Raw genomic sequence first — 23,143 nt, forward strand, 5'->3', positions numbered from 1 at the left:
GGCCCTGAGAAGAGATCATGTACTACACCGACCGCGGGATCGAGGAGCTGGAGAACCGTCGCGGCGGCGAGGAGGTCAGTTTCGCCTGGCTCTCCGAGCAGTTGCGGGTCTTCACCGACCTGAACCCCGAGTTCGAGACATCGGTCGACCGGTTGGCCACGTGGTTGGCCCGCTTGGACGACGAGGACGAAGAGTAGGCGGAAGCCGGGTGGGGGCCCGGGCCCGGACGCTGGGAACACCATGTGTCCGGACCCGGGCCCCTCTGTGTGTCCGGGCTCGCCCGGAGGCGTCCCCGGGACGTCGCGGACCCACCCCTGAGAATCCGCGACATATCTTGAGCTTGCTCCACTCACGACATATCGTGAAGGGACGGAGCGAGCGAAGGGACCCCACAGATGTCACATTGGACTGTCGACACGCCGACGACCCAGACCCTGGACGGAATCGTCGCGTTGCGCGTCCGTATCATCGGCGGCCACGTCAACATCCTGCCCACCGACGACCCCGTGACCTTCGAGATCACCGACATCATCGGCGAGCCCGTCACGGTCTCCCAGGAAGCGGGCATCCTCACCATCCACTACGAGGACCTCACCGCACAGGGCCTGCTCGACCGGCTCAAGCCCGTTCAGCTCAGCACGTACAAGGGGGTGGGCTCGCGCCGGGCCACGGTCAACCTGCGGGTCCCGTCCCAGTGCCCGGTCGAGGTCACCACCGCGAGCGCTCCGGTCGTGGCGGCCGGCCTGTCCGCGCGGACCAACGTCAGGACCGCCACCGGCGAGGTCACACTCGACGACGTCTCCGGCGACACCGACATCAACACCGCCTCGGGCGACGTGTCCGCGCGGGGGCAGGGCGGCAGCCTGGGCTTCAACAGTGCGAGCGGACGCCTCGCCGTGGCGGGCGGCCGCCTGTCCTCCTTGCGCGCCAACACTGCTTCGGGGCAGATCCTGGCCGACTCGGACCTGACGCCCTCGGCCAAGGTCCGCCTCAAGACGGTCTCCGGCGAGATCGCGCTCCGGGTGCCGGCCGAGACCTCGGCCTCGGCCGAGTTGCGTTCGGTCTCCGGCCGGCTCGAGTCCGACTTCGGGCTGGACCGCAAGACCGCGACCGCACGCAACTCCCTGAGCGGCACGGTCGGCATCGGCGCCGATCCCGCCTCCATCACCACCAACACCGTCTCCGGCCGTACCGCCCTGCTGCGGCGCGCGCCCGAGGCACCTGCGGCGATCCCCGAGGGGGCCTGAATGAGCACCATCTTCGGCCACGGCAGACTCCGCCTGTATCTGCTCAAGATGCTGGACGAGAGTCCCCGGCACGGTTACGAGATCATCAGCCTGCTGCGCGACCGGTTCCTGGGGGTGTACTCGCCTTCTCCCGGCACCATCTACCCGCGGCTGGCCCGGTTGGAGGAGGAGGGCCTGGTCACCCACACCGAAGAGGGCGGGCGCAAGGTCTACCGCCTCACCGACAAGGGCCGTGAGGAGCTGCGGGAACGCGAGAGCGACCTGAGGGACCTGGAGCAGGAGATCACCGACTCGGTGCGCGACGTCGCCCGTGCGGTCAAGCAGGACGTGCGCTCCACGATCAGCTCACTGCGGGAGGAACTGAAGTTCTCCCAGACCCGCCGCGAAGGAGGGGGTGCGGGCGGCCCCGAGAGCCCCGGGCCCGCGTCGTGGCGGAACGAGGGGGCCGGTTCGCAGGAACCGGGAGGTTCGGCGCAGGGCGGATCGAGCTGGGCCGAGGAGTGGGGGCGTTTCGCCCGCTCCTTCACCAATCTGGGTACGTCCTGGCGCGGCGGCCCCCGGGAACACGAGGAGCCCGGGGAGCATGAGGAAGCCCCCTCCGGCGGCGAGCGGGCCGACGACGGCCGGAGCGCCTTCGACCGGGAGCTGCGCGACTTCAGCGACCGGGTGCGCGAGGTGGTCCGCGAGGCCGGCCACATCGGCGGCGCGGCCGCGGTCGACCTGCGGCGCATCCTCGACGAGACGGTGGAGGTCATCCGCCGCGACATGCGCACCTGGGGTCCCCCGCACGAGGGGCCCGGGACCGACGGGAGCGGCTCGGGGGAGCCCCGCACGGACGAGGACACGCGGCCCGGACCGGAGGAGGGCCGGCCCGGCACCGGCGGAGACCCGGGCAACGGCGGAGCCGCTTCCGGCCCGTGGAGCACGGCCGTCGACGAGGACGGTGAAGCCACCAAGGGGAGCTGACGGCGCCCCGGACACGGAAGGGGCCGGGAGGCGACGCGGGGGCGTGTCTCCCGGCCCCTTCCATGTGTACGCCGCCGGAGTCTGCGAACAGGGCAGCCTTCGGCACCCACCGAAGACACCGACGGATTGGAGCGCCGATGACGCAGGTCCCGGCTGTCCCGTACACCCTCGAACAGGACGAGGACGGCTTCTGGTGCGCCCGTGCCCGGATCCGCCCGGGGGTCGGAGCACGCGGCCGGGGCGCCGACCCGGACTCGGCCGTGGCCGACCTGCAGGAGGCCCTCGCCGGGCTCGTCGAGGGGAGCGGCCCGCCCCGGTGAGGGACCACGCCCGTCCGAGGTGGCCGAGGAGCGACGAAGGGCGGGGCCGACCGGTGGTCGGCCCCGCCCCGTGTTCGTCTCCCGGGTCAGGCGACGCCGTCGGCGCGGGCCTGCTCGGCCACGGCCGTGGCGACTGCGGGGGCCACCCGCACGTCGAAGGCGCTGGGGATCACGTAGTCGGCGGACAGGTCGTCACCGACCAGGTCGGCCAGCGCACGCGCGGCGGCCTGCTTCATGTTCTCGGTGATGTCGCTGGCCCCGGCGTCGAAGGCGCCCCGGAAGATGCCGGGGAAGGCCAGGACGTTGTTGATCTGGTTGGGGAAGTCGCTGCGGCCGGTCGCCACGACACTGGCGTACTTGCGCGCGACTTCGGGGTGCACCTCGGGGTTGGGGTTGGCCATCGCGAAGACGACGGCGTTCTCGGCCATGGAGGCCACGACCGACTCGTCGACCTCCCCCGCGGAGAGTCCGATGAAGACGTCGGCGCCCTCCAGGGCGGACTCGGTGGAGCCGGTCAGGCCGGACTTGTTGCTGATCTCGGCGAGCTCGCGCTTGACCGGGGTGAGCCCCTCGCGGCCCTGGTGGATCAGGCCCTTGGAGTCGGCGACGGCGATGTCGCCGATGCCGCCGTCGACGAGCATCTTGGTCACGGCCACGCCGGCTGCGCCGGCACCGGAGACGACGGCGCGCAGGTCACCGATGCTGCGGCCGGTCAAGCGGGCGGCGTTGTGCAGGGCGGCGACGGTCACGATCGCGGTGCCGTGCTGGTCGTCGTGGAAGACCGGGACGTTCAGGCGCTCACGCAGGCGCGCTTCGATCTCGAAGCAGCGCGGAGCCGCGATGTCCTCCAGGTTGACGCCGCCGAAGGAGGGCGCCATACGGGCGACGGTCTCGACGAACTCGTCCACGTCGGAGCAGGTGAGCGCGATCGGGACGGAGTCGACCCCGGCGAACTGCTTGAAGAGCAGGGACTTGCCCTCCATGACCGGCAGGGAAGCTTCGGGGCCGATGTTGCCCAGGCCCAGAACGGCGGTTCCGTCGGTGACCACGGCCACCAGGTTGCTCTTCCACGTGTAGGTGTCGACGAGCTCGGGCCTGTCGGCGATGGCGTTGCACACGCGGGCGACCCCGGGTGTGTAGGCCAGGGAGAGACCCGCCGGGTCGTTGACGTCCACGGACGAGGTCACGTGCAGCTTTCCGCCTCGGTGCAGGGCGAAGGCCGGGTCCTCGTCCAACTTCGCTGTGGCGGTCTCTGGATTCTGGGAATGCGGAACAGTGGTCAACTCACTCAAACCCTTCAGGTCTGTACTGCCGGCTGCCGTCGGCCATGACGGAGCGGTCGTCGAACGCGGCCCGCGTGCAAAGACGTGGGGTGCTAGGGGAGCTCCTCCGGCGCCGGTCGGCCATGACCGGTGGTGTCGCCGGGGAGTCGTGCTTCGCCGGACTCCTATACGAGTACTGCGCGGCCGCCTCATCAGTCGGGGATGACCCGTTATCCAATCCTCTCACAACGGTGATCGGAGAAAAATCGCGGGTGGCCAAGATGAGTCGGCACCGACGATTGCCGTCACGTCCCCTATGTCGCACAGATCTGGGCGGTGGACCCTCGATCCGTCTCCGACCAGTAACTTCGTGCAGAAGGAAGAAGGAGACTGCACATGGCCCTGCTCACGACACGAGCCGCCCACCGGTACGCCCTCGGTGCCCTGCCCCTGGCCGCCGCACTCGTCCTGACCGGATGCGGCAGCGGCGGGGAGGACGACTCGGCCGCCGGCGAGACCGTCACCATCGGTGTGGAAGCGGAGTACCCGCCCGGTGAGTACCTGGACACCGACGGCGAGACGGTCCTCGGTTTCAATGTCGAACTCGTCGAGGCGGCGCTGGCCGAGATGGGGCTGGAGGCCGAGTGGGAACCGGCCAATTTCGACGCCATCATCATCGGCGTGAACTCCGGTACCTATGACATGGGTTCCTCCTCCTTCACCGTCACGGAACAGCGTATGGAGGAGGTCAACATGGTCAGCTACTTCTCCTCCGGCACGCAGTGGTTCGCCCAGGCGGGCAACCCCGCGGACGTCTCCCCCGACGACGCCTGCGGCATGCGCATCGCGGTGCAGACCGGCACCACGCACGACGACGACATCGAGGCCCGCAGCGAGGCCTGTGTCGAGGACGGCGACGACCCGATCACCATCGAGAAGTTCCCGAACCAGCCGCAGGCGACCGAGACCGTCGTCTCCGGTGTCAACGACGCCTCGCTGGCAGACATGCCCACATCGGCCTACGCCCTGGAACAGACCGGCGACGACGTCCTGGAGTTCATCGGCGACCAGTACGACGCCGCTCCCTACGGTGTCGTACTGCACCAGGACGACACCGAGCGGGCCGACGAGCTGGCCGAGGCCTTCAACACGATCATGGAGAACGGCACCTACGACGGGATCCTCGAGGAGTGGGGGATCGACGCCGGCTCCATCGAAGCCGCCGAGGTCAACCCCTCCGTCGGCGAGTAGGTTCCCCTCCCTCTCCCCCGGCCCGGGCGGGCGCACCCGGCGCGCCCGCCCTTCCCGTGTCCACCGGTCGGCGGCCCGACCGCCGAACACACGAGTGAAAGACCGATCTGTGTCCACACCGACAGAATCGTCGGAGGGCCCGGCACTGGAGAACCCCCCGCCGAGCCGTCCCACCGAACCGATGTCCGCCGTCCCCGTCCGTTACCCGGAGCGGTGGGCCGCCGCGTGTGTCGTCCTGGTCCTCGCCGCGATGTTCGTGCACATGCTGTTCACGAACGAGGCCTTCAACTGGCCGTTCATGTGGGACAACATGTTCTCCGACCCCGTGGTGCGCGGTGTCGGGGTGACCCTGAGCGCGACCGTGCTCTCGATGATCATCGGCATCCTGCTGGGCATCGTCCTGGCGGTGATGCGCCTGTCCGGCAACCCCGTGCTGGTGACCGTGGCGTGGCTGTACACGTGGTTCTTCCGCGGTGTGCCCCGGCTGGTCCTGGCCGTACTCTTCGGCAACCTCGCGATCCTCTACGCGACGATCCAGATCGGGCTGCCCTTCGACAACTACTGGATGCCGCTGCTGGGTCTGGAGGGCGAGGCCCGCTTCTTCGAGATCGACGTGCGCACCGCCCTGAGCGGGTACATGGCCGGCCTGTTGGCGCTGGCGCTGTCCGAGGGCGCCTACATGGCCGAGATCATCCGCGCGGGCCTGCAGTCGGTCGACAAGGGCCAGACCGAGGCCGCCCAGGCGCTCGGCATGAACCGCGGCAGGATCCTGCGCCGTATCACCCTGCCCCAGGCGATGCGGGTGGTCATTCCGCCGACCGGCAACGAGACCATCGCGATGCTCAAGGACACCGCGTTGTTGGCGTACGTACCGGTGACGATCGAGCTGTTCTACCAGCTCCAGGCCATCGGCACGAAGACCTACCAGATCTTCCCGATGCTGGTGGCAGCGTGCCTGTGGTACCTGGCCATCACGAGCGTGCTGATGGTGGGCCAGTACTTCATCGAGCGCCGGTTCAACCCCGAGCAGCGCGGTGCCAGGATCCGGACGGTCGGAGGGCGACACTGATGAGCGAGAGCGACGAGGCCGTCGTCGAGACTACGGAAGGCGCCGAGCTGCCCTCCGACGCACTGGTCGTGGCCGAGAACGTGCACAAGAGCTTCGGACGCCTGGAGGTGCTCAAGGGCATCGACCTGGAGGTGCGCCGCGGTGAGGTCATGTGCGTCGTGGGCCCGTCCGGTTCGGGCAAGTCCACGTTCCTGCGCTGCATCAACCATCTGGAGAAGCTGACCGCCGGCCGCTTGTGGTTCGACGGCGAGCTCATGGGGTTCCACCAGAAGCGTGGGCGCCTGCACGAACTGCGCGACAAGGAGATCGCCGCTCAGCGCCGCGACATCGGCATGGTCTTCCAACGGTTCAACCTGTTTCCGCACCTGACCGCCCTGGGCAACGTCGTCGAGGCACCGATCCAGGTCAACAGGGTCCCCCGGGCCCAGGCGGTCGAGCGCGGCATGCAGCTGCTGGAGCGGGTGGGCCTGCCGGACAAGGCCGACGTCCACCCGGAACAGCTCTCCGGCGGTCAGCAACAACGTGTTGCCATCGCCCGCGCGCTGGCCATGGAACCGAACCTGATGCTGTTCGACGAGCCCACCAGTGCCCTGGACCCGGAGCTGGTCGGTGATGTCCTCGACGTCATGCGGGACCTGGCGCGCGGTGGGATGACGATGGTCGTGGTCACCCACGAGATGGGGTTCGCACGCGAGGTGGGCGACTCCCTGGTCTTCATGGACGACGGCATGGTCGTGGAGTCCGGGCCACCCGCGGAGGTGCTCAACGACCCGCAGCACGAGCGCACCCAGGCCTTCTTGTCCAAGGTGCTGTTCTGAGCCGTGGGGCCGCGTTCCGCCGTGCGGCCCCACCACGGCCCGTTCCCGGCTCGCCCGGCGCTGGTTCCGGCTTCGCCGAGGCACGGCCCGCTGCACGCTGACGGGTTCCTCTGCGACAGCGGGACCGACGGTCCGGCCTCCGAAAGGAGGGGGCCGTGCACGGACCGGGTCCCGACCCGGGCAGGCGCGGGATCCGGTGCCTGCCGGTGAAACACCCTGGCCCCGCTCTTGACCAGGAGACGCAGGGGACCCAGAGTCATGGTGTGGACATCCCCTTCCCAGGAGTGGCATGGCATCGCGCTCGGAGCGCAGACACCGGGACGACCCGGCCGACCGGCAGGACCACGGTGAACATGTGCCGGGGCACCTCCTGCACCGGACCAGGGAGCTCCTGTGCGCGGGCGCGCGCGGGCGCACCCTCGAGGTCGGTGTGGGCTCGGGCCGCAATCTGCCGTTCTACCCGCCCCAGGTGCGCCTGACCGCCGTCGACCCCGACCCGCGGAAGATCGAGCGGGCCCGCGAACACGCCGCGGACCTGGCTCTCCCGGGCCATTTCCTCATCGGTGACGTGCAGGACCTCGACTTCCCCGACCGCTCCTTCGACACCGTCATGTGCACCCTCACGTTGGGGGTGGTCGAGGACCAGGAGCAGGGGATGCGGGAGATGTACCGCGTCCTGGAACCGGGGGGCCGCCTGCTCATGGTCGACCGGATCGGCCGGACCCGTTTTCCCTTCCGTTTCTTCCAACGGCGCCGCGGCAACCCCCGACGGCTGCCGCGCGAGGTCGCGGTGGAGGCGGGGTTCCGTGTAGGGCACCACGACCGGCTGCTGCTGGGGACGATCGAACGTGTGGTCGCGCACCGTCCGTGACCGCCGGGGGTCCCGGTACCGTCCCGGCCTGCGCATATCCTGGCAGGGACCGTTCGTACCAGCCCCTGACCAAGGTGATCCGTTTGATCCGCCCTGCCCGACCCGGCGACGTCCCGGAGATCCATCGTCTGATCGAAGAACTGGCCGAGTACGAGAAGGAGCCCGACGCCGTCGAGGCCACGGAGGCAGACCTGCACCGGTCGCTGTTCGCGCAGTCCCCAGCGGTCTTCGCGCACGTGGCCGAACACACCGGGGAGGACGGTTCCCAGGTCACCGCGGGGTTCGCGCTGTGGTTCCTGACCTACTCCACCTGGACGGGTCGGCACGGGATCCACCTGGAAGATCTGTACGTGCGCCCCGAACACCGGGGACTGGGCCACGGGTTCGCGTTGTTGCAGAACCTGGCGCGCATCTGTGTGGAGCGCGGCTACCGGCGATTGGAGTGGAGTGTCCTGGACTGGAACACACCCGCGATCCGTTTCTACGAGTCCCTCGGGTCGGCCCCGATGGATGGTTGGACGGTCCGCCGGTTGGACGGCGACGCGCTGGAGTCCTTGGGTGCTTCCGGCCGCTGATCGCGGCCGTTCGTCCTGTGTTCGTGCGTCGTCGCACGGACACGATCTGCTATCCCTTGCGCCAGTGGCAGGGTGAAACGAGATACATTGCTCTCAAGCGGCAACCCCGCCCCCCGAAGGAGGGACGTGACCGAAGAAACCGCCGTGCCCACGGCCGACGCGGCCGGTGTCCGCGACGCTGTCACCGTCAACATGCCCGCGGACAGCGCCTACCTGTCCGTACTGCGGACGGCGACGGCGGGACTCGCCGCGCGACTCGACTTCACCCTCGACGAGATCGAGGACCTGAGGATCGGCGTCGACGAGGCCTGCGCGATGCTGCTCTCCCAGGCATTGCCCGGCACAGAACTGACCACCGAATTCGAACTGACCCCCGAGGGGATGCGCATCTCCGTGTCGGTACTGACAGCCGACGGACGCCTCCCCGCCCGCGACACGTTCGCGTGGACGGTCCTGTCCGCGCTCGCGGGTGACGTCGACGCCGATGTCGGCCCCGACGACCGCGTCTTCATCGTTCTGTACAAGCGCCGCGGCACGCTGGAGCCGACGTGAGCGAAAGGGGGCCCGCTCTGACAGCCAAGACCGAACACGCGGTGCCCGACCGGGCACGCGCCAGAGAGTTGTTCGAACGCCTGGGTGAACTCGACCCGGAGTCAGCGGAGCGGCGGCAGATCCGCGACGAGCTCGTGGAGCTCCACCTTCCGCTGGTGGAGTACCTGGCCCGCCGGTTCCGCAACCGCGGCGAGTGGTTGGACGATCTCACCCAGGTCGCGACGATCGGGCTCATCAAGTCCATCGACCGTTTCGATCTGGACAGGGGCGTGGAGTTCTCGACCTACGCCACGCCCACCATCGTCGGTGAGATCAAGCGCCATTTCCGTGACAAGGGCTGGGCGGTCCGGGTACCCCGACGCCTCCAGGAGTTGAAGCTCTCGCTCACCAAGGCCGTCAGCGACCTGTCCCAACGGGAGGGGCGTTCGCCGACGGTCGCCGAGCTCGCGGCACACCTCAGCATGTCGGAGGAGGAGGTGTTGGAGGGCCTGGAGTCCGCCAACGCCTACTCGACGGTGTCCCTGGACGCCCCCGACAGCGGTGACGAGGACGCCCCTGCGGTCGCGGACTCCTTGGGGATCGTGGACGAGTCCCTGGAGGGGGTGGAGTACCGGGAGTCACTCAAGCCGCTCCTGGAACAACTGCCGCCCCGGGAGAAGCGCATCCTGCTGCTGCGCTTCTTCGGCAACATGACACAGTCCCAGATCGCCCAGGAACTGGGGATCTCGCAGATGCACGTGTCCCGTCTCCTGGCGAGGACACTCGCTCAGCTCCGGACGGCACTGACCACGGAGGACTGATCCGGTCCCGGCGGTCGCCGAGGGGCGGCCGCCGGGGACACCCCCTCCGGCAGAGCTCCTCGCTGCGGCGTGCCCGATCCCGCACTACACCTCCCGACACAGCACGAGCCCCGCAGTGGGCACTGCTCCGGCCCGTGGATCCCGGGCCGGCCGAGAGAGACCAGGCGAGCCCGGCGAAGACGGCGGGCAACACACACCGGGTCGCGATGACGCGTCCCCTCGTCCATGCAGAGACACAGGAACCGCTCGGCCCTTGCCCGGGCCCCGCAGTACCTGTGCACGTGCCTCCACGGGCCTCTGAACGCCCACACTCTCACCCCTCCGTCCAGAAGCCGCGGCCACGCGGTCCGGGCGTCGCGGCACAGGCACCCCGGCGCGCAGCAGGCGCCGGGCAGGCCGGTGGCGTGTGGGACGAGGAACCGGCGTCCCCGCGTTCTCTCGTCGCTCACCGCCGGGCAGGTGCCTCAGCGTTTCTTCCGGGGTTCCTGGGCAGCCGGGAAGAGCACCGCCGTCGAGGGCGGCGAGAGGACAGCGGCTCCGGCAGCCACCGCGACGGCGCCGAGCAGGGCCGCGGCGGCGTACTGTTCGCCGGTGAACATGTAGTAGGCGATCACCGCGAGAAAGAGCTGGGTGAGGAAGACCGGTGTGCGGGCCCAGTCGTTGAGCTGCCAGAGGCCGCGCGCGACGAACACCAGGAGTGCGCCGACGCCCAGGCCCGCGGCGGCCAGCGGGATCGCCGACATCACGTCGTTGACCTGGCCGATGACGGCCGAGTAAAGGCTGTAGAGGCCGCCCAGTACGGCCGCCAGGCCGAGCAGTGCCTGGAGAGCGGCGGCGATGACGATGGTGAAGGGACGCGAAGACACACTCCGAGCTTATCCGCGCACCCGAGATCCCCCTACACTGGCCGGGTGCGTGCCCTTTTCATCGTCAATCCCAGAGCGACCACGACCACGTCCCGGTCGCACGAGGCCATCGAGGGCGCCCTGCGCTCCGAGCTGGACCTGACCACGGTGGTCACCACACACCGCGACCACGCTCGTGAACTCGCCGCGTCCGCGGCCGAGCAGGGCTACGGCCTCCTGATCGGCCTCGGTGGTGACGGCACCGTCAACGAGATCGTCAACGGTCTGTTGGAGGCACCCTCCCATCTGCCCCGACCACGCTTTGCCGTCCTGCCCGGCGGCAGCGCGAACGTGTTCATCCGTTCCCTGGGGATGCCTGCGGACCCGGTCGAGGCCACCGGCGCGGTACTGAGGGCCCTGCGCGAGGGCAGTGAACGCGAGATCGGCCTGGGTCTGGTCGACGACGGTACGGCGGACCGTTACTTCACCTTCTGCGCCGGCTTCGGTTGGGACGCCGACGTCGTGCAGCGCGTCGAGGACGAGCGGCGCCACGGCCGCAGGGCCACACCCGCGCTGTACGCAGAAGTCGCGATGAAGCTCTTCTTCCAGGGCGATATCCGCGATCCGTCACTGCGCGTGTCCGGTGGTGGCACATCTTGCAACAACGTGTATTTCGCACTGGTCACCAACACGACACCGTGGACCTACGCGGGCGCCCTGCCGTTGCAGCCCACCCCTGCCTCGCGTTTCGAGTTGGGTCTCGACGCTTTCGCGTTGACGCACTCCTCGACCGCCGTGACGGGATGGATTCTCTCTCAGATGTTCTTCCCCAAAGGCCTGCCCGAGCAGGGCGAAGGGTACCTGACCTGGCACGACGAGCACTCACTGACGATCACGTCCGACCGCCCCAGAGCCTTCCAGATCGACGGCGAATACCTGGGGGACCGAGAACAGGTCAACTGCCGATCGCTACCGAACGCATTACGAATCGTCTGCTAATTGCGCCACGAGAACGAATTCATGGGCAATGTGACGCATACGACACCGTGAACAGGACCTTTGGTCTCGGGACCTCTTGCATGGGTCGTTGAACCCTGCCACGCTCAAGATATCGCCGCGAGTTACGGGCGAGTTAACCTGGGTGCCTCCACACGGTTGTGGGGTGGACCTCCGAAACGTACTCGGCAAGGAATTCACCGGTGGGTCCGCCCGCTGGGCTCCCGATGCACATCCGCGCACGCACACGATCGATCGTGAAAGCCTTCACAACCCCCGATCGCCTCACGTGAGGAGTGGACCGCATGGACTGGCGCCACGACGCAGCCTGCCGTGACGAAGACCCGGAGCTCTTCTTCCCCATCGGCAACTTCGGCCCCGCACTGATCCAGATCGAGGAAGCCAAGGCGGTCTGCCAGCGCTGCCCCGTCAGCTCGGCCTGCCTCCAGTGGGCCCTCGAGAGCGGACAGGACGGCGGTGTCTGGGGCGGCACCAGCGAGGAGGAGCGCCGTGCGCTCCGCAAACGCGGTGCGGGCCGGCGCCCGATGGCCCGAAGCCACTAGGGCCGTTCCAGCCCACTGGGGCCGCTCCAGCGGAGAGCCGAACAGCAGAAGGCTCATCCGCACAGGCCCGACCACGAAGGCCCCCGCCCGGCGCAGCGGGGCCCTCCTCCTCTCCCCAGCAGGGTCACGGGACGGTCGGCACGGCCTCCCTACCTGCGGGGCACCTCCCCTTCGTCCCGGTCCAACGGCAGAGTGATCGCCACCTCCGTGCCGCCGTCGTCCTTGGGTCTGATCTCCAAGGACCCGTCCAGCTCGCCGACGATGAGAGTGCGCACGATCTGCAGCCCCAGGCTCTTGGTGCCCTCCAGGTCGAAGTCCTCGGGCAGGCCGCCGCCGTCGTCGGAGACCGCCAGTTCCAGCTGGCTCGAACCCGGAAAACCCGGCCCCGCGTCGTAACGGCGCACCCGCACTTCGATGTGCCCCGGGCCCTGTCCCAGACCGTGTTCCACCGCGTTCTGCACCAGCTCCGCCAGCACCATCGACAACGGTGTCGCCACCAGTGCGTTGAGCAGGCCGAACCCTCCGGTCCGGCGTGGGATCACCGAACCCTTCGTGGTGGAGACCTCCGCGGCCATCTGCATGACCCGGTCTGCGATGTCGTCGAAGTCCACGACCTCGTCGGGGGTGTGCGAGAGCATCTCGTGCACGATCGCGATCGAACCCACACGCCCGACGGCCTCGTCCAGGGCGGTGCGCGCCTCGGGCACGTCCAGGCGCCGCGACTGCAGGCGCAGCAGCGCCGCGACGGTCTGGAGGTTGTTCTTGACCCGGTGGTGGATCTCCCGGATCGTGGCGTCCTTGGTCATGAGTTCACGCTCGCGGCGGCGCAGCTCGGTGACGTCGCGGACCATGACCAGCGCGGCGATACGCACCCCGTCGATCACCAGCGGGATGGCACGCAGCTGCACGGTGACCCCCCGCGCCTCGACCTCGGCCTCCTGCGGCGCGCGTCCGCTGGCGGTGTAGGTGAGGTTCTCGTCACGCGCCTCGCCCTGGGCGGCCAGTTCCGACGTGGTGCGGTCCAGGCGTCCCCCGACGAGGTCGGCGGTCAGCCCCAGGCGCCGGTAGGCCGAGAGGGCGTTGGGACTGGCGTAGACGACCTCGCCGTTCTGGTCCAGCCGCAGCAGCCCGTCCCCGACACGGGGCGAGCGGACCATGAGGGGCCCCTGGTCGCTGAAGGGGAAAGCACCCTCGGCGATCATCTGTGCGAGGTCCCCCGCGCTCTGCAGGTAGGTCAGTTCCAAGCGGCTGGGGGTGCGCGCCGAGCTGAGGTTGGTGCTGCGCTGGATGACCCCGATGAGTCGTCCCTCACGTCGCACGGGGACGGTCTCCTCACGGACCGGGACCCCGCCGGACCAGTCCGGGTCGCCGTCGCGGCAGATCCGCCCCTCGTCCCAGGCCCGGTCGATGAGCGCCCGCCGCCCCACGAGCCTGGGGACCGAGCGCGGGTCGACGCCGCCCATGTCGTCGCGCAGAACGCTCTCCACCAGGTCGTCCTGAAAAGCCGTGGGGCCGGTCGTGGGGCGCATCTGGGCGATGGCCACCCATCCGTCGTCACCGCGCAGCCGGACCCACAGGACCAGGTCGGCGAAGGAGAGGTCGGCCAGCAACTGCCAGTCCGAGACCAGGGAGTAGATCCACTCCAGATCGGCTTGTTTGAGTGACGTGTGTCGCCTGATGAGATCACTGAGGTGAGGCACTCACAAATCATCCCATGAAGGAAGGCATACTCAAGGGGTACGCACTCAACCAGTGGTCCATACCAATCGGTGTCGCACACGGGCTCCACACCGACCCCGAACGCCTCCGACCGGCCACGGTGACCGAGGGCGCGGAGTGAGCCCGGGACGCGGCAGAGGAGACGGATGACCGGCCGGCAGACAGTCGACGGCAACCCCAGGGTGCCGAAGTACTACCTGGTCAAGAAACAGCTGCTCGAACTCATCGAGGCTATGCCCGCGGGCAATCCGGTACCGCCCGAGCGCGCCCTGGCCACCCAGTTCGGTACCTCGCGCACCACCGTGCGCCAGGCCCTGACCGAGATGGTGGTCGAGGGCCGGCTGCTGCGCATCCAGGGCAAGGGCACCTTCGTGGCAAAACCCAAGGTCGCCCAGATCCTCCAGTTGACCAGCTACACGCAGGAGATGCGGGCGCACGGCCTGCACCCGGCCACCCGCATCCTCGACGTGAGCTACATCAACGCCGACGACCAGCTCGCCGAACTCCTGGCGATCCGGTCGGGCGGGCGTGTACTGCGCATCGAACGGCTCCGACTCGCCAACGGCGAACCCATGGCCGTGGAGACCGCCCATCTGGCCGCACGGCGCTTCCCCGGCCTGCGACGCCAGCTGGACCGCTACGCGTCGCTCTACGAGGCTCTCGCGAGCGCGTACGACGTGTCTCTGGCCGAGGCGGAGGCCTCGATCGAGACGGTGCTGGCGACCCCGAACGAGGCCCGGCTCCTGGGCGTGGACGTGGGGCTGCCCCTGGTCCTGCACTCCCAGCACAGTTTCGACTCCGACGGCCACCCCGTCGAGTGGGTGCACTCGCTCTACCGGGGTGACCGGTACAAGTTCGTCACACGCCTGCGGCCCCCGGTGGACTGATCCCCCGGCCGGGGCCCTGCATCGACGGTGTCGGCGGTGTGCGGCACCGGCCCTGTGCCACCCCGCCCCGGCCGGGGCCGCCGGGCGGGCCCTCACGTCCTCGTCAGGACCCGGGTGAGAGCGCCGACGACCTCGGGGTCGTACTCGGTTCCTGCGTCCATACGCAGGCGTTCGACGACCGCCGCCCGGCGTTCGTCCCCGCCCCCGGAGCCGACCAGGTCGTCGAAGGCATTGGCGACCTTGATGATGCGGCTGGCCATCGGGGGCGCGCCCGCACGGCCGTCCCCGCCCACCGGTTCACACTGGCGCCGGACGGTCTCGGCCACGGTGTCGAGCACACCGGTCTGACGGATGATCCCCGACCCGAGTTCGGCGATGCGGCGCTGCTCGAGGGGTGAGGCGAGCACGGTGGCCCCGCCGGCGATGGGTTCGCTCAGGGACAGTTGGCCGATGTCGTGCATGAGGGCGGCGTACTCCAGGCTGAGCAGCTCGGCCTCGGAGAAACCCATCTCGCAGGCCACGGCGTTCGAGAGGCGGCTGACACGGCGCGAGTGCCCGTTCTCCACGTAACCGCCGACCTCGGTGACCCGGGACAAGGCCCGCACGGTCTCCAGGTAGGTGCGGCGGATCTCGGCGTAGCGGCGGAAGGCCACGTGGGAGACGAGCAGCGGCGCGGAGAAGACGAACAGGCCCAAGAGCCCGGAGACGCTGCAGGCCAGGGCGATGAGCACCGCGCTCGAACCGACGACCCCGCCGACCGCGAACTGGGCACGCATCTCGTCGCGCACCGTGACCCACAGCCGGGTGCGCAGCCGCTCGGCGCGCAGCAGTGCGGACAGGACGGAGTCCACGGTCCAGACCGCCACCACCAACGCCAGCATCAGGACGGCGCCGGTGACCGACAGGCCCGACAACGACAGTTCCTCGGCCATGGGACGGAAGGTCCACGCCAGGAGCATGACGGTCAGCAGTCGGCGGGCTACGTCCTCGACCGCGGGGCTGCGCCCCACGGCCACGTGCGGGAGCTCGCCCATGAGCACACCGATCGCGGCGACCGCGACGACCTGTGCGGCCGAGTGTTCCAGTGCCCCCTCCCCCAGGCTGACGGCGAACGCGTAACTGATCGCCCCGGCGGAAGCCACGGGGGCGACCTCGCGGTCCCCCGGCAGGGTGATGCGGGCCAGTTCGCCGCCGGCCACGAAGAGGCAGAAGACGAGGGCAACGACGGGTTCTTCGACGCCGTTCAGAGCGGTCCACAGCAGAGCGGTGACCGAGACCCCCACGACCAGGGCCAACAGCGTGGTGTGCAGGGGACGGCGGGTCCAGTCCGCGTTCCCGTTCTCCCGCCGGGTCGGCATCATTCACGCCCGCCCGAGCTGGAACGGCTCGGACCGGCGAGGTCGCCCTGGCCCGCACGCGCCGCCGCGACCTGCCCGTAGCAGCCGCCGGGCGGTTCCTCGATGTCGGGTGTGCTCCACCCCTCGCGCTCGACGGCACGGACCAGGGCCTCGACCATCCGGGGATCGAACTGGGTCCCGGCACAGCGGCGGAGCTCGACGATGGCCGCTTCCGCGCTCCAGGCCTCGCGGTAGGAGCGTGTGGAGGTCAGGCAGTCGAAGACGTCGGCCACGCTGATGATCCGAGCCGACTCGGGGATCTCCATGCCCAGCAGTCCCATGGGGTAGCCGCGGCCGTCCAGGCGCTCGTGGTGGTGGCGGATGCCGTCGAGGGCCTCGTCGAGGAAGCCGATCTCGCGGACGATCTCGTACCCCCTCGTGGGGTGCAGCTTGATGGCGGCGTACTCGTCGTCGTCGAGTTTGCCGGTCTTCTGGAGGATCTTGGTGGGCACCCCGAGTTTGCCGATGTCGTGCAGCATTCCGGCGTAGCGGATCTTCTGCACACGTTCGGCGGACATACCGAGTTCGCGGGCGATCATCGCCGATCCCTCGGCCACGCGCATGCAGTGGCCGCGGGTGTAGTGGTCCTTGGTCTCGACCGCCTGGCAGAGGGTCTCCAGGGTGGCTTCGTGGGCGCGGACCTCGTTGGCCTGCTGGGTGAAGGTCCACCGGGCGATGAAAAGGGGGAAGAGCACGAGCAGGGGGGCGATGACACCGACACCGGACCAGATCGCCGCGATCGCCAGGCCGATGACCTGGTAGCCGAGCGAGGTGAGCTCGACGACGGCCAGGGGGCGGCGGCCGAGCACGTCACGGCTCAGGTGCCGGACCGCCCCGAGGGTCCACAGCAGAGCGCTCATGAGCACCAGGTTGACCACGGTGTGGGTGGCCACCGCCGCGAGGTAGGGCACCAGGACGCCCGGGAAGTCCTCACTCCCCGGGGGGCCCACGGGACCGCCCAGCATGATGTAGGCGAGTCCGGCGGTGTAGGCCGAGAGCGCGAACTGCGCCCCGTTGAAGGCCCGTTTGACCAGTGCCAGCCGGCGGATGGTGAGGCCGGCGGAGAACCCGACCACCGCGGCCCCGACCGGCCCCAGCAGGACCACCGAGGCGAGCGCGACCGCGGAGCTCGGGGAGATCCCTGCCCGAACGTCGGACAGGACCGCCGTACCGACCGATTCCGCGACGACGAACAGGACCGCGAGGAGCACCAGCGTCCATACGTCGATCCCCGTGTGGGGACCGACCAGCACCACGGCCGCCGCGCTGACGACAACGACCCCGACGTAGACGCGAGCGCCCCCTGGCAGAGCCCGCACCCGTGTTCACCCCCCACCGACTGGCGACCGGACCGTCATGGTTTCACCGTTTCTGTTCTACCACCAGGACCATCCGTTGAAGGTGGATGCGATCCCCGCAGTGGTAGCCGTGCTGAGCATCGGGTGACCGAACATCTGGAACTCCTCTCTTCATTGCGCAGCGGCCCGGCGGCACCGAACACGCCGCGCAAATTACCGCATTCGTTGGATATGGAGTCCAGTTTAACGGCCAATCACAGCGGAGCGATTACCGCCAACCCGAACTGCGCCACTCTCACCACGAAAACAACTTGAAATTTTCGCCATATGGAATTACTAATTCAGGTAGTAATGCCCTTCAACTACTGTACGTAATTGACTGTTCGGGTTCGCAGAAACCCATCACCCCGGCCCCTGCAGGGGTGCAGACAGCAAGTAGTACAGCTGCCAACAGGCATGACTACCAGTCGTAATCACCCAGAAGCGGCACAAAGAAGTTGGGTAAAAAGATTTCGAACCGACCACACCCCTGGAGGACACCACCCCCACGGGCGTGTCGCCACCCCCTCCACCTGCACCCGTGAAGGGTCACCCGACCAAAACCAGGAACACCGGGTGACACCCGGAACATAATTCCCACAAACAGCACAAACCGGAACAACACACAACACACCGTGACAGAAGAATTAATTCCCAACAAAAAGACACAGAAAAGGCGGCGGTCGAACAATTCGACCGCCGCCCGGTTCCGGGTGTGCCCGGCTCAGGCCGGTGTGTTCGGAGGCTCGGCCCCGGCTTCCTTGGCCAGCTGCTCGTTGCGCGCCTGAGCCAGACGCGACAGCACCTTGTCCCGCAGGTCCAACGGGACCGGGTCGCACCCGCAGTGCTTGGCGACGAGCTTCTTCACGGCCTCTTCGAGCCCGTACTCCTCCAGGCAGGGCGAACAGCCGTCGAGGTGTTCGCGCACCACGCCGTAGTTGCCCGCCTCCAGCTCACCGTCGATGTAGGTGTAGAGATTGTCGAGGACCTCGCTGCACGGGGTCTCGTTGTCTTTGCCGTGCCCGACACTCATCACCGGTCTCCTCGATCCGACCCAGCCGTCTCCGTCCGCCCGTTCGCGGACCCCGTCACCGCACCCGCGGTCTCGGCCGCACGCGCGGCGGGGAGGAAACCGCGGTCGACCGCGTACTCCTCCAGCAGCGTGCGCAGCTGACGCCGGCCGCGGTGCAGACGGGACATCACGGTCCCGATCGGCGTCCCCATGATCTCGGCGACCTCCTTGTACGCGAACCCCTCCACGTCGGCGAGGTAGACCGCGATCCGGAAGTCCTCGGCCAGCTCCTGCAGAGCCCGCTTGACGTCGCTGTCGGGCAGGTGCTCGAGCGCCTCCGCCTCGGCCGACTTCAGACCGGCCGCCGTGTGGGAAGCGGCCTGAGCCAACTGCCAGTCCTCGACGTCCTCGGTCCCGGCCTGCTTCGGCTCACGCTGTTTCTTGCGGTAGGAGTTGATGAAGGTGTTGGTGAGGATGCGGTACAGCCACGCCTTGAGATTCGTCCCCTGCTTGAACTGGTGGAACGAACCGAACGCCTTGGCGAAGGTCTCCTGAACGAGGTCCTCCGCGTCCGCGGGGTTCCGGGTCATCCGCAGCGCCGCAGAGTAGAGCTGGTCGAGATAAGGCAGCACGTCCCTCTCGAAGCGCTGATCCCGCTCCTCGGCTGTCTCCTGCTCCTGGCCCATTTCCAAGCCTGTCGGCCTCCTCGCGCTGTTCCCCACTGGGACATCCGTATCGTCCCAACGATACGTTCCCACAGGTGAGGCCGGGGCACCGACGTCGCGTGACGTCACCCGCGTTTCCTCGCGCTCCAGGCACGACCCAGCTGTCGGCATTTGGTCGCCGCCTCCTCGGGGTCTCGTTCTGGCCCCGGGAGACTCGCCCCGAGGCTCGGTGTCGTATCACAACAACCACCCGAGCGGACACATTCCGGCCCCTCGGGGGCGTTGACCTCCTGCCCGGAGAACTTCACCGTTCGCACCTGTCGTTGAAGGTGAGGCATGGCAGAGTGCGGGTAGAACCCCTGAAGGATGGGAGAGGAGTGCACGTGCGACCGTCCTCGACCCCGGCTTCGGACCGCCCCCGTTCACCGGCGGCACAGTTCGCCGCGACCGACCGGCTCTCGGACTACTGGCGGTTCTACTGGACGGTGGCCGAAACTCAGATCGCCCGCTGGCTCCCCACCACCCCGTCACGTCTTCTGGACCTGTCCAGCCCCGGCTTCCAGGGCACACCGCGCGCAGTCGCGGCCGGCCACGACGTGGTGACCTTGTTGCCCTCCGCCGACATGGCGGTACGCCGCCCGCTGACCCTGGTCAACGGGCGGTCCCCCGTACCGCACCCGGCCCCCCACGGACGTCTGCGCCACGTGGTGGGTGACTCCGCGTTCCTGCGCGGGTTCGCAGACTCCTCCTTCGACGGGGTCATCGCCGACAACCGGGTGCTCTCCCGGCACCTGGCGACCGAGTCCTCGGTCGCCGAGGTCGCCCGGGTACTGCGCCCCGGCGGGCGGACTCTCCTGGTGGTCGACTCCGTCGTGCTCGGTATGGCGCTCCTGGCCGAGCAGGACCGCTGGCCCGAGCTCAGCCACGCCCCCAGCGCCGACGTGCTGCTGGTGCCGTGGCCCGACGGGTCCATCACCCGGTGCTTCACCGCCGAACAGCTCACCGAGACCCTCGCCGACTCCGGCCTGGAGCTGGAATGGGTCAAACCGCGCACCGTGCTCTCGGCCTCCACCGTCGAGATGATGCTGGCCCGCGACCCCCGGTCCATGGCCCACCTGGTCGAGATGGAACTGCGTGTCACCGAGTCCGACGACTACGTCGGGGTGCACCTGGTCGCGAGCGCCCGCAAACCCGCCTGAGAACCTATGAACGCCCACCCCGACCGGGCCCGGGCCCGGTCGGGGTATGCAGGTCAGTCGGCCAACGGTAGGTAGAGGCGGTTGCCGCTCTCGGCGAACTCGGTCGATTTGTCAGCCATACCGCGCTCGATCGCTTCGGCGGTCTCCAGCCCGTTCTCCTTCGCGTATCGGCGCACGTCCTGGGAGATACGCATGGAACAGAACTTGGGCCCGCACATGGAACAGAAATGAGCGACCTTGGCGGGTTCGGCCGGCAGGGTCCGGTCATGGTAGGTCTGCGCTGTCTCGGGGTCCAGGGAGAGGTGGAACTGGTCCCGCCAGCGGAACTCGAAACGCGCCCGGGACAGCTCGTCGTCCCATGCCTGCGCTCGGGGATGGCCCTTGGCGATGTCGGCGGCGTGGGCGGCGAGCTTGTAGGTGACCACCCCTGTCTTGACATCATCGCGGTCGGGCAGTCCCAGGTGTTCCTTGGGGGTGACGTAACAGAGCATCGCCGTCCCGTGCCACCCGATCTGGGCAGCGCCGATGGCCGAGGTGATGTGGTCGTAGCCGGGTGCGACATCGGTGGCGAGAGGGCCGAGTGTGTAGAACGGTGCCTCACCGCACAGCTCCTCCTCCAGGTGCACGTTCTCGGCGATCTTGTCCATGGGGACGTGGCCGGGGCCCTCCACCATGACCTGTACGTCGTGGGAGCGAGCGACGTGGGTGAGCTCGCCGAGGGTACGCAGTTCGGCGAACTGGGCCTCGTCGTTGGCGTCGGCGATGGACCCGGGCCGCAGTCCGTCACCCAGGGAGAACGTGATGTCGTACTCCCTGAAGATCGCGCAGAGCTCCTCGAATCGGGTGTAGAGGAAACTCTCCCGATGATGGGCCAGGCACCAGGCGGCCATGATCGAACCGCCGCGCGAGACGATACCGGTGACGCGGCGGGCCGTGAGCGGCACGTACCGGAGCAGGACGCCGGCATGCACGGTCATGTAGTCCACGCCCTGCTCGGCCTGCTCGATCACCGTATCGCGGTACAGTTCCCAGGTCAGCCGGGTGGGATCGCCGTCGACCTTCTCCAACGCCTGATAGATGGGCACGGTCCCGATCGGCACCGGGGAGTTGCGGAGGATACGTTCCCGGGTGTCGTGGATGTGCTTGCCGGTGGACAGGTCCATGACAGTGTCGGCGCCCCAACGGGTTGCCCACACCATCTTCTCCACCTCCTCCGGAACGGAGGAGGTCACCGCGGAGTTGCCGATGTTGGCGTTGACCTTGACGAGAAAGTTCTTGCCGATCACGGTCGGCTCGGACTCGGGGTGGTTGTGATTGACGGGGATCACGGCCCGGCCGAGGGCGACCTCCTCACGGACGAACTCCGGTTCCATGCCTTCGCGTTCGGCCACGAAACGCATCTCGGGGGTGACGGTGCCGGCCCTGGCGTGGGCGAACTGGGTACGGGCACCGTCTGCCGAGGGCAGGGCCCAATCGCGCCGGGTGGCGGGAAGGCCTTGGTCAAGGTCGATGACGGCCGCGTCGTCGGTGTAAGGGCCGGAAGTGTCGTACAGATCGAAGTGGCTGCCGTCGCTGAGCTCCACTCGGCGGGCGGGGACACGCAGTCGGTGCCCCTCGGGTGTGCCGATCTCCCGGTGGACCTTGGTTGATCCCATGATGGGACCGGTGGTCACACGGTTCTCCGGCTCCCCGGTGCTGCCGTGGTCGTGGGTAGCGGTCATGGCATGCCTCCCTACGTCGGAATTACCCGAACAGGTTCTGCGGTCGGCGACGCCGTTGAGTCACCCTCTCAGCCCGCCATGGTGCGAGCTCCCGCGCTGTTTGTTCATGTGTGGGCACGCTACACGGCGTGCCTGTGCACCAGAGGTGCTCACGGCCTTGTGGCCTCTGACACTGTATCCATGCGGGCCTCTGTGGCGTCCACCGAGGCGGGGTCAGAAAAGTGTCTCGGTCCCATAACCTCCATCTACCAACGGGGTGAGCAACCCAGGGTCGTTGTTCTTGATGCTGTTGACCTCGGTGGAGACCTCGTCCACCGCGAAACGGTCCACGGGCGTGTGGTCCATCAGGTGCGCGAGCTCCTCGGCACCGGTACCCGGGTCCAACCAGGCGGCCCAGTCCACCTCGGGCAGCACGACCGGCATGCGCTCGTGGATGTGGGCGAGCTCGGGCGCGGCCTCCGTGGTGATGACGGCACAGCTCCACAGCCAAGCGGCGGGGTCGTCCTCGTCGACCTCTGGGTCGCGCCAGCGTTCGAAGATCCCGGCCATGGCCAACGGACGGTCCTGTGTGCAGCGGATCGCGTACGGCCTCTTGGCGGAGCGGGCCTTACGCTTCTTGTGCTCGGTGTCGGTGACCGGGGAGGTGCTGGCCTCAGCGCGGCCGTCAGGGCCGATGAGCTGCCACTCGTAGTAGGCGTCGGCGGGCAGCAGGCAGCGGCGGCGCCGGAACGCGGCCCGGAAGGCGGGTTTGTCGGCGACGGTCTCGCTGCGGGCGTTGATCATCCGGTAACCGACGTTGCGGTCCTTGACCCAGGAGGGCACCAGCCCCCAACGCATGGTGTGCAGGGAACGCGGCCCGGGTGCACCGTTGCTCCCACCCTGCGGCGGCGGTCCGAGCACGGCCTGGACCGGCCGACCCGGCGAGATGTTGTAGTCGGCCTCCAGTTCCTCCAGCGGCGGCCAGGACCGCGGATCGGTGTCCTCGGCCAACGCCTGTTCGGGCAGGCCGAAGGCGAGCTGGAGCTGGTGGACGTTCCGGGACTGGGCATAGCGACCGCACATGGGCGTGAT

Annotated in this window: 25 protein-coding genes; 16 read left to right on the plus strand and 9 right to left on the minus strand. The window is 68.6% G+C overall.

Annotation, left to right across the window (positions count from 1 at the left end):
- Positions 1-17: 17 nt before the first annotated feature.
- The 4 genes from D456_RS0105445 to D456_RS0105460 all read left to right on the plus strand — a co-directional run bounded on the left by D456_RS0105445 (position 18) and on the right by D456_RS0105460 (position 2,533).
- On the plus strand, positions 18-197 hold the full coding sequence (locus tag D456_RS0105445; RefSeq protein ID WP_017575150.1) for a DUF6104 family protein: 180 nt from the start codon (positions 18-20) through the stop codon (positions 195-197).
- Positions 198-395: 198 nt separating this feature from the next.
- Positions 396-1,247, plus strand: coding sequence for a DUF4097 family beta strand repeat-containing protein (locus tag D456_RS0105450; RefSeq protein WP_017575151.1), 852 nt, complete (start codon positions 396-398; stop codon positions 1,245-1,247).
- On the plus strand, positions 1,248-2,213 hold the full coding sequence (locus D456_RS0105455) for a PadR family transcriptional regulator (protein ID WP_017575152.1): 966 nt from the start codon (positions 1,248-1,250) through the stop codon (positions 2,211-2,213).
- Positions 2,214-2,350: 137 nt separating this feature from the next.
- Positions 2,351-2,533, plus strand: a complete 183-nt coding sequence (locus tag D456_RS0105460; protein ID WP_017575153.1) for a hypothetical protein — start codon at positions 2,351-2,353, stop codon at positions 2,531-2,533.
- An 86-nt stretch (positions 2,534-2,619) separates the two neighbouring features.
- Here D456_RS0105460 and D456_RS0105465 read toward each other — a convergent pair whose 3' ends face one another.
- The gene (locus D456_RS0105465; RefSeq protein WP_026115594.1) at positions 2,620-3,816 is read right to left on the minus strand and encodes an NAD(P)-dependent malic enzyme; all 1,197 of its coding nucleotides are present in this window, start codon (positions 3,814-3,816) and stop codon (positions 2,620-2,622) included.
- 375 nt (positions 3,817-4,191) lie between these two features.
- Here D456_RS0105465 and D456_RS0105470 point away from each other — a divergent pair, with 375 nt between their 5' ends.
- From D456_RS0105470 to D456_RS0105500, 7 genes are all read left to right on the plus strand, one after another.
- Positions 4,192-5,046, plus strand: coding sequence for an ABC transporter substrate-binding protein (locus D456_RS0105470; RefSeq protein WP_017575155.1), 855 nt, complete (start codon positions 4,192-4,194; stop codon positions 5,044-5,046).
- A gap of 109 nt (positions 5,047-5,155) precedes the next feature.
- Positions 5,156-6,115 carry an amino acid ABC transporter permease gene (locus tag D456_RS0105475; protein WP_026115595.1) on the plus strand — a complete coding sequence of 320 codons (960 nt, stop codon included), beginning with the start codon at positions 5,156-5,158 and terminating at the stop codon, positions 6,113-6,115.
- Positions 6,115-6,933, plus strand: a complete 819-nt coding sequence (locus D456_RS0105480; protein WP_017575157.1) for an amino acid ABC transporter ATP-binding protein — start codon at positions 6,115-6,117, stop codon at positions 6,931-6,933. The genes D456_RS0105475 and D456_RS0105480 overlap by 1 nt, the downstream gene beginning before the upstream one ends.
- Positions 6,934-7,222: 289 nt before the next feature.
- Positions 7,223-7,804: a class I SAM-dependent methyltransferase gene (locus tag D456_RS0105485; protein WP_017575158.1), complete on the plus strand. Its 582-nt coding sequence runs from the start codon at positions 7,223-7,225 to the stop codon at positions 7,802-7,804.
- An 83-nt stretch (positions 7,805-7,887) separates the two neighbouring features.
- Positions 7,888-8,379, plus strand: coding sequence for a GNAT family N-acetyltransferase (locus D456_RS0105490; protein ID WP_026115596.1), 492 nt, complete (start codon positions 7,888-7,890; stop codon positions 8,377-8,379).
- Positions 8,380-8,505: 126 nt separating this feature from the next.
- The gene (locus tag D456_RS0105495; protein ID WP_017575160.1) at positions 8,506-8,931 is read left to right on the plus strand and encodes an ATP-binding protein; all 426 of its coding nucleotides are present in this window, start codon (positions 8,506-8,508) and stop codon (positions 8,929-8,931) included.
- The gene (locus tag D456_RS0105500) at positions 8,928-9,731 is read left to right on the plus strand and encodes an RNA polymerase sigma factor SigF (RefSeq protein ID WP_017575161.1); all 804 of its coding nucleotides are present in this window, start codon (positions 8,928-8,930) and stop codon (positions 9,729-9,731) included. The genes D456_RS0105495 and D456_RS0105500 overlap by 4 nt, the downstream gene beginning before the upstream one ends.
- Positions 9,732-10,195: 464 nt before the next feature.
- On the opposite strand, the gene D456_RS0105505 is transcribed toward D456_RS0105500, so the two are convergent.
- On the minus strand, positions 10,196-10,597 hold the full coding sequence (locus D456_RS0105505; RefSeq protein WP_017575162.1) for a hypothetical protein: 402 nt from the start codon (positions 10,595-10,597) through the stop codon (positions 10,196-10,198).
- A gap of 45 nt (positions 10,598-10,642) precedes the next feature.
- Between D456_RS0105505 and D456_RS0105510 the strand changes: the two genes are divergently transcribed.
- Positions 10,643-11,575: a diacylglycerol/lipid kinase family protein gene (locus D456_RS0105510; protein WP_017575163.1), complete on the plus strand. Its 933-nt coding sequence runs from the start codon at positions 10,643-10,645 to the stop codon at positions 11,573-11,575.
- A gap of 302 nt (positions 11,576-11,877) precedes the next feature.
- Positions 11,878-12,135, plus strand: a complete 258-nt coding sequence (locus tag D456_RS0105515; RefSeq protein ID WP_017575164.1) for a WhiB family transcriptional regulator — start codon at positions 11,878-11,880, stop codon at positions 12,133-12,135.
- 149 nt (positions 12,136-12,284) lie between these two features.
- Here D456_RS0105515 and D456_RS0105520 read toward each other — a convergent pair whose 3' ends face one another.
- The gene (locus D456_RS0105520; RefSeq protein WP_017575165.1) at positions 12,285-13,835 is read right to left on the minus strand and encodes a sensor histidine kinase; all 1,551 of its coding nucleotides are present in this window, start codon (positions 13,833-13,835) and stop codon (positions 12,285-12,287) included.
- A gap of 14 nt (positions 13,836-13,849) precedes the next feature.
- On the opposite strand from D456_RS0105520, the gene D456_RS27740 reads away from it, so the two are divergent.
- Both D456_RS27740 and D456_RS0105530 read left to right on the plus strand, forming a co-directional pair.
- A complete protein-coding gene (locus D456_RS27740; RefSeq protein WP_017575166.1) occupies positions 13,850-13,975 on the plus strand; it encodes a hypothetical protein in 126 nt (41 codons plus the stop codon).
- A gap of 25 nt (positions 13,976-14,000) precedes the next feature.
- Entirely contained in the window at positions 14,001-14,741 is a 741-nt protein-coding gene (locus D456_RS0105530) for a GntR family transcriptional regulator (RefSeq protein WP_017575167.1), read from the plus strand.
- 92 nt (positions 14,742-14,833) lie between these two features.
- Here the strand turns inward: D456_RS0105530 and D456_RS0105535 are convergent, their stop codons facing one another.
- From D456_RS0105535 to D456_RS0105550, 4 genes are all read right to left on the minus strand, one after another.
- Positions 14,834-16,102, minus strand: coding sequence for an HD-GYP domain-containing protein (locus D456_RS0105535; RefSeq protein ID WP_040698705.1), 1,269 nt, complete (start codon positions 16,100-16,102; stop codon positions 14,834-14,836).
- Positions 16,099-17,448 (minus strand): HD-GYP domain-containing protein, encoded by a 1,350-nt coding sequence (locus D456_RS0105540; RefSeq protein ID WP_373295693.1) that lies wholly within the window; start codon positions 17,446-17,448, stop codon positions 16,099-16,101. Before D456_RS0105540 ends, D456_RS0105535 begins: the two co-directional genes overlap by 4 nt.
- 751 nt (positions 17,449-18,199) lie before the next feature.
- Positions 18,200-18,508, minus strand: a complete 309-nt coding sequence (rsrA, locus tag D456_RS0105545) for a mycothiol system anti-sigma-R factor (RefSeq protein ID WP_017575170.1) — start codon at positions 18,506-18,508, stop codon at positions 18,200-18,202.
- Entirely contained in the window at positions 18,508-19,173 is a 666-nt protein-coding gene (locus D456_RS0105550; protein WP_017575171.1) for a sigma-70 family RNA polymerase sigma factor, read from the minus strand. Before D456_RS0105550 ends, rsrA begins: the two co-directional genes overlap by 1 nt.
- Positions 19,174-19,529: 356 nt before the next feature.
- On the opposite strand from D456_RS0105550, the gene D456_RS0105555 reads away from it, so the two are divergent.
- Entirely contained in the window at positions 19,530-20,351 is an 822-nt protein-coding gene (locus D456_RS0105555) for a class I SAM-dependent methyltransferase (RefSeq protein ID WP_017575172.1), read from the plus strand.
- Between the two features lie 53 nt (positions 20,352-20,404).
- On the opposite strand, the gene thiC is transcribed toward D456_RS0105555, so the two are convergent.
- The gene (gene thiC / locus D456_RS0105560) at positions 20,405-22,072 is read right to left on the minus strand and encodes a phosphomethylpyrimidine synthase ThiC (RefSeq protein ID WP_017575173.1); all 1,668 of its coding nucleotides are present in this window, start codon (positions 22,070-22,072) and stop codon (positions 20,405-20,407) included.
- A gap of 213 nt (positions 22,073-22,285) precedes the next feature.
- Entirely contained in the window at positions 22,286-23,134 is an 849-nt protein-coding gene (locus D456_RS0105565) for an SOS response-associated peptidase (protein ID WP_017575174.1), read from the minus strand.
- Positions 23,135-23,143 lie beyond the last annotated feature (9 nt).

The sequence above is a fragment of the Nocardiopsis kunsanensis DSM 44524 genome (assembly GCF_000340965.1).
GTDB lineage: Bacteria > Actinomycetota > Actinomycetes > Streptosporangiales > Streptosporangiaceae > Nocardiopsis > Nocardiopsis kunsanensis.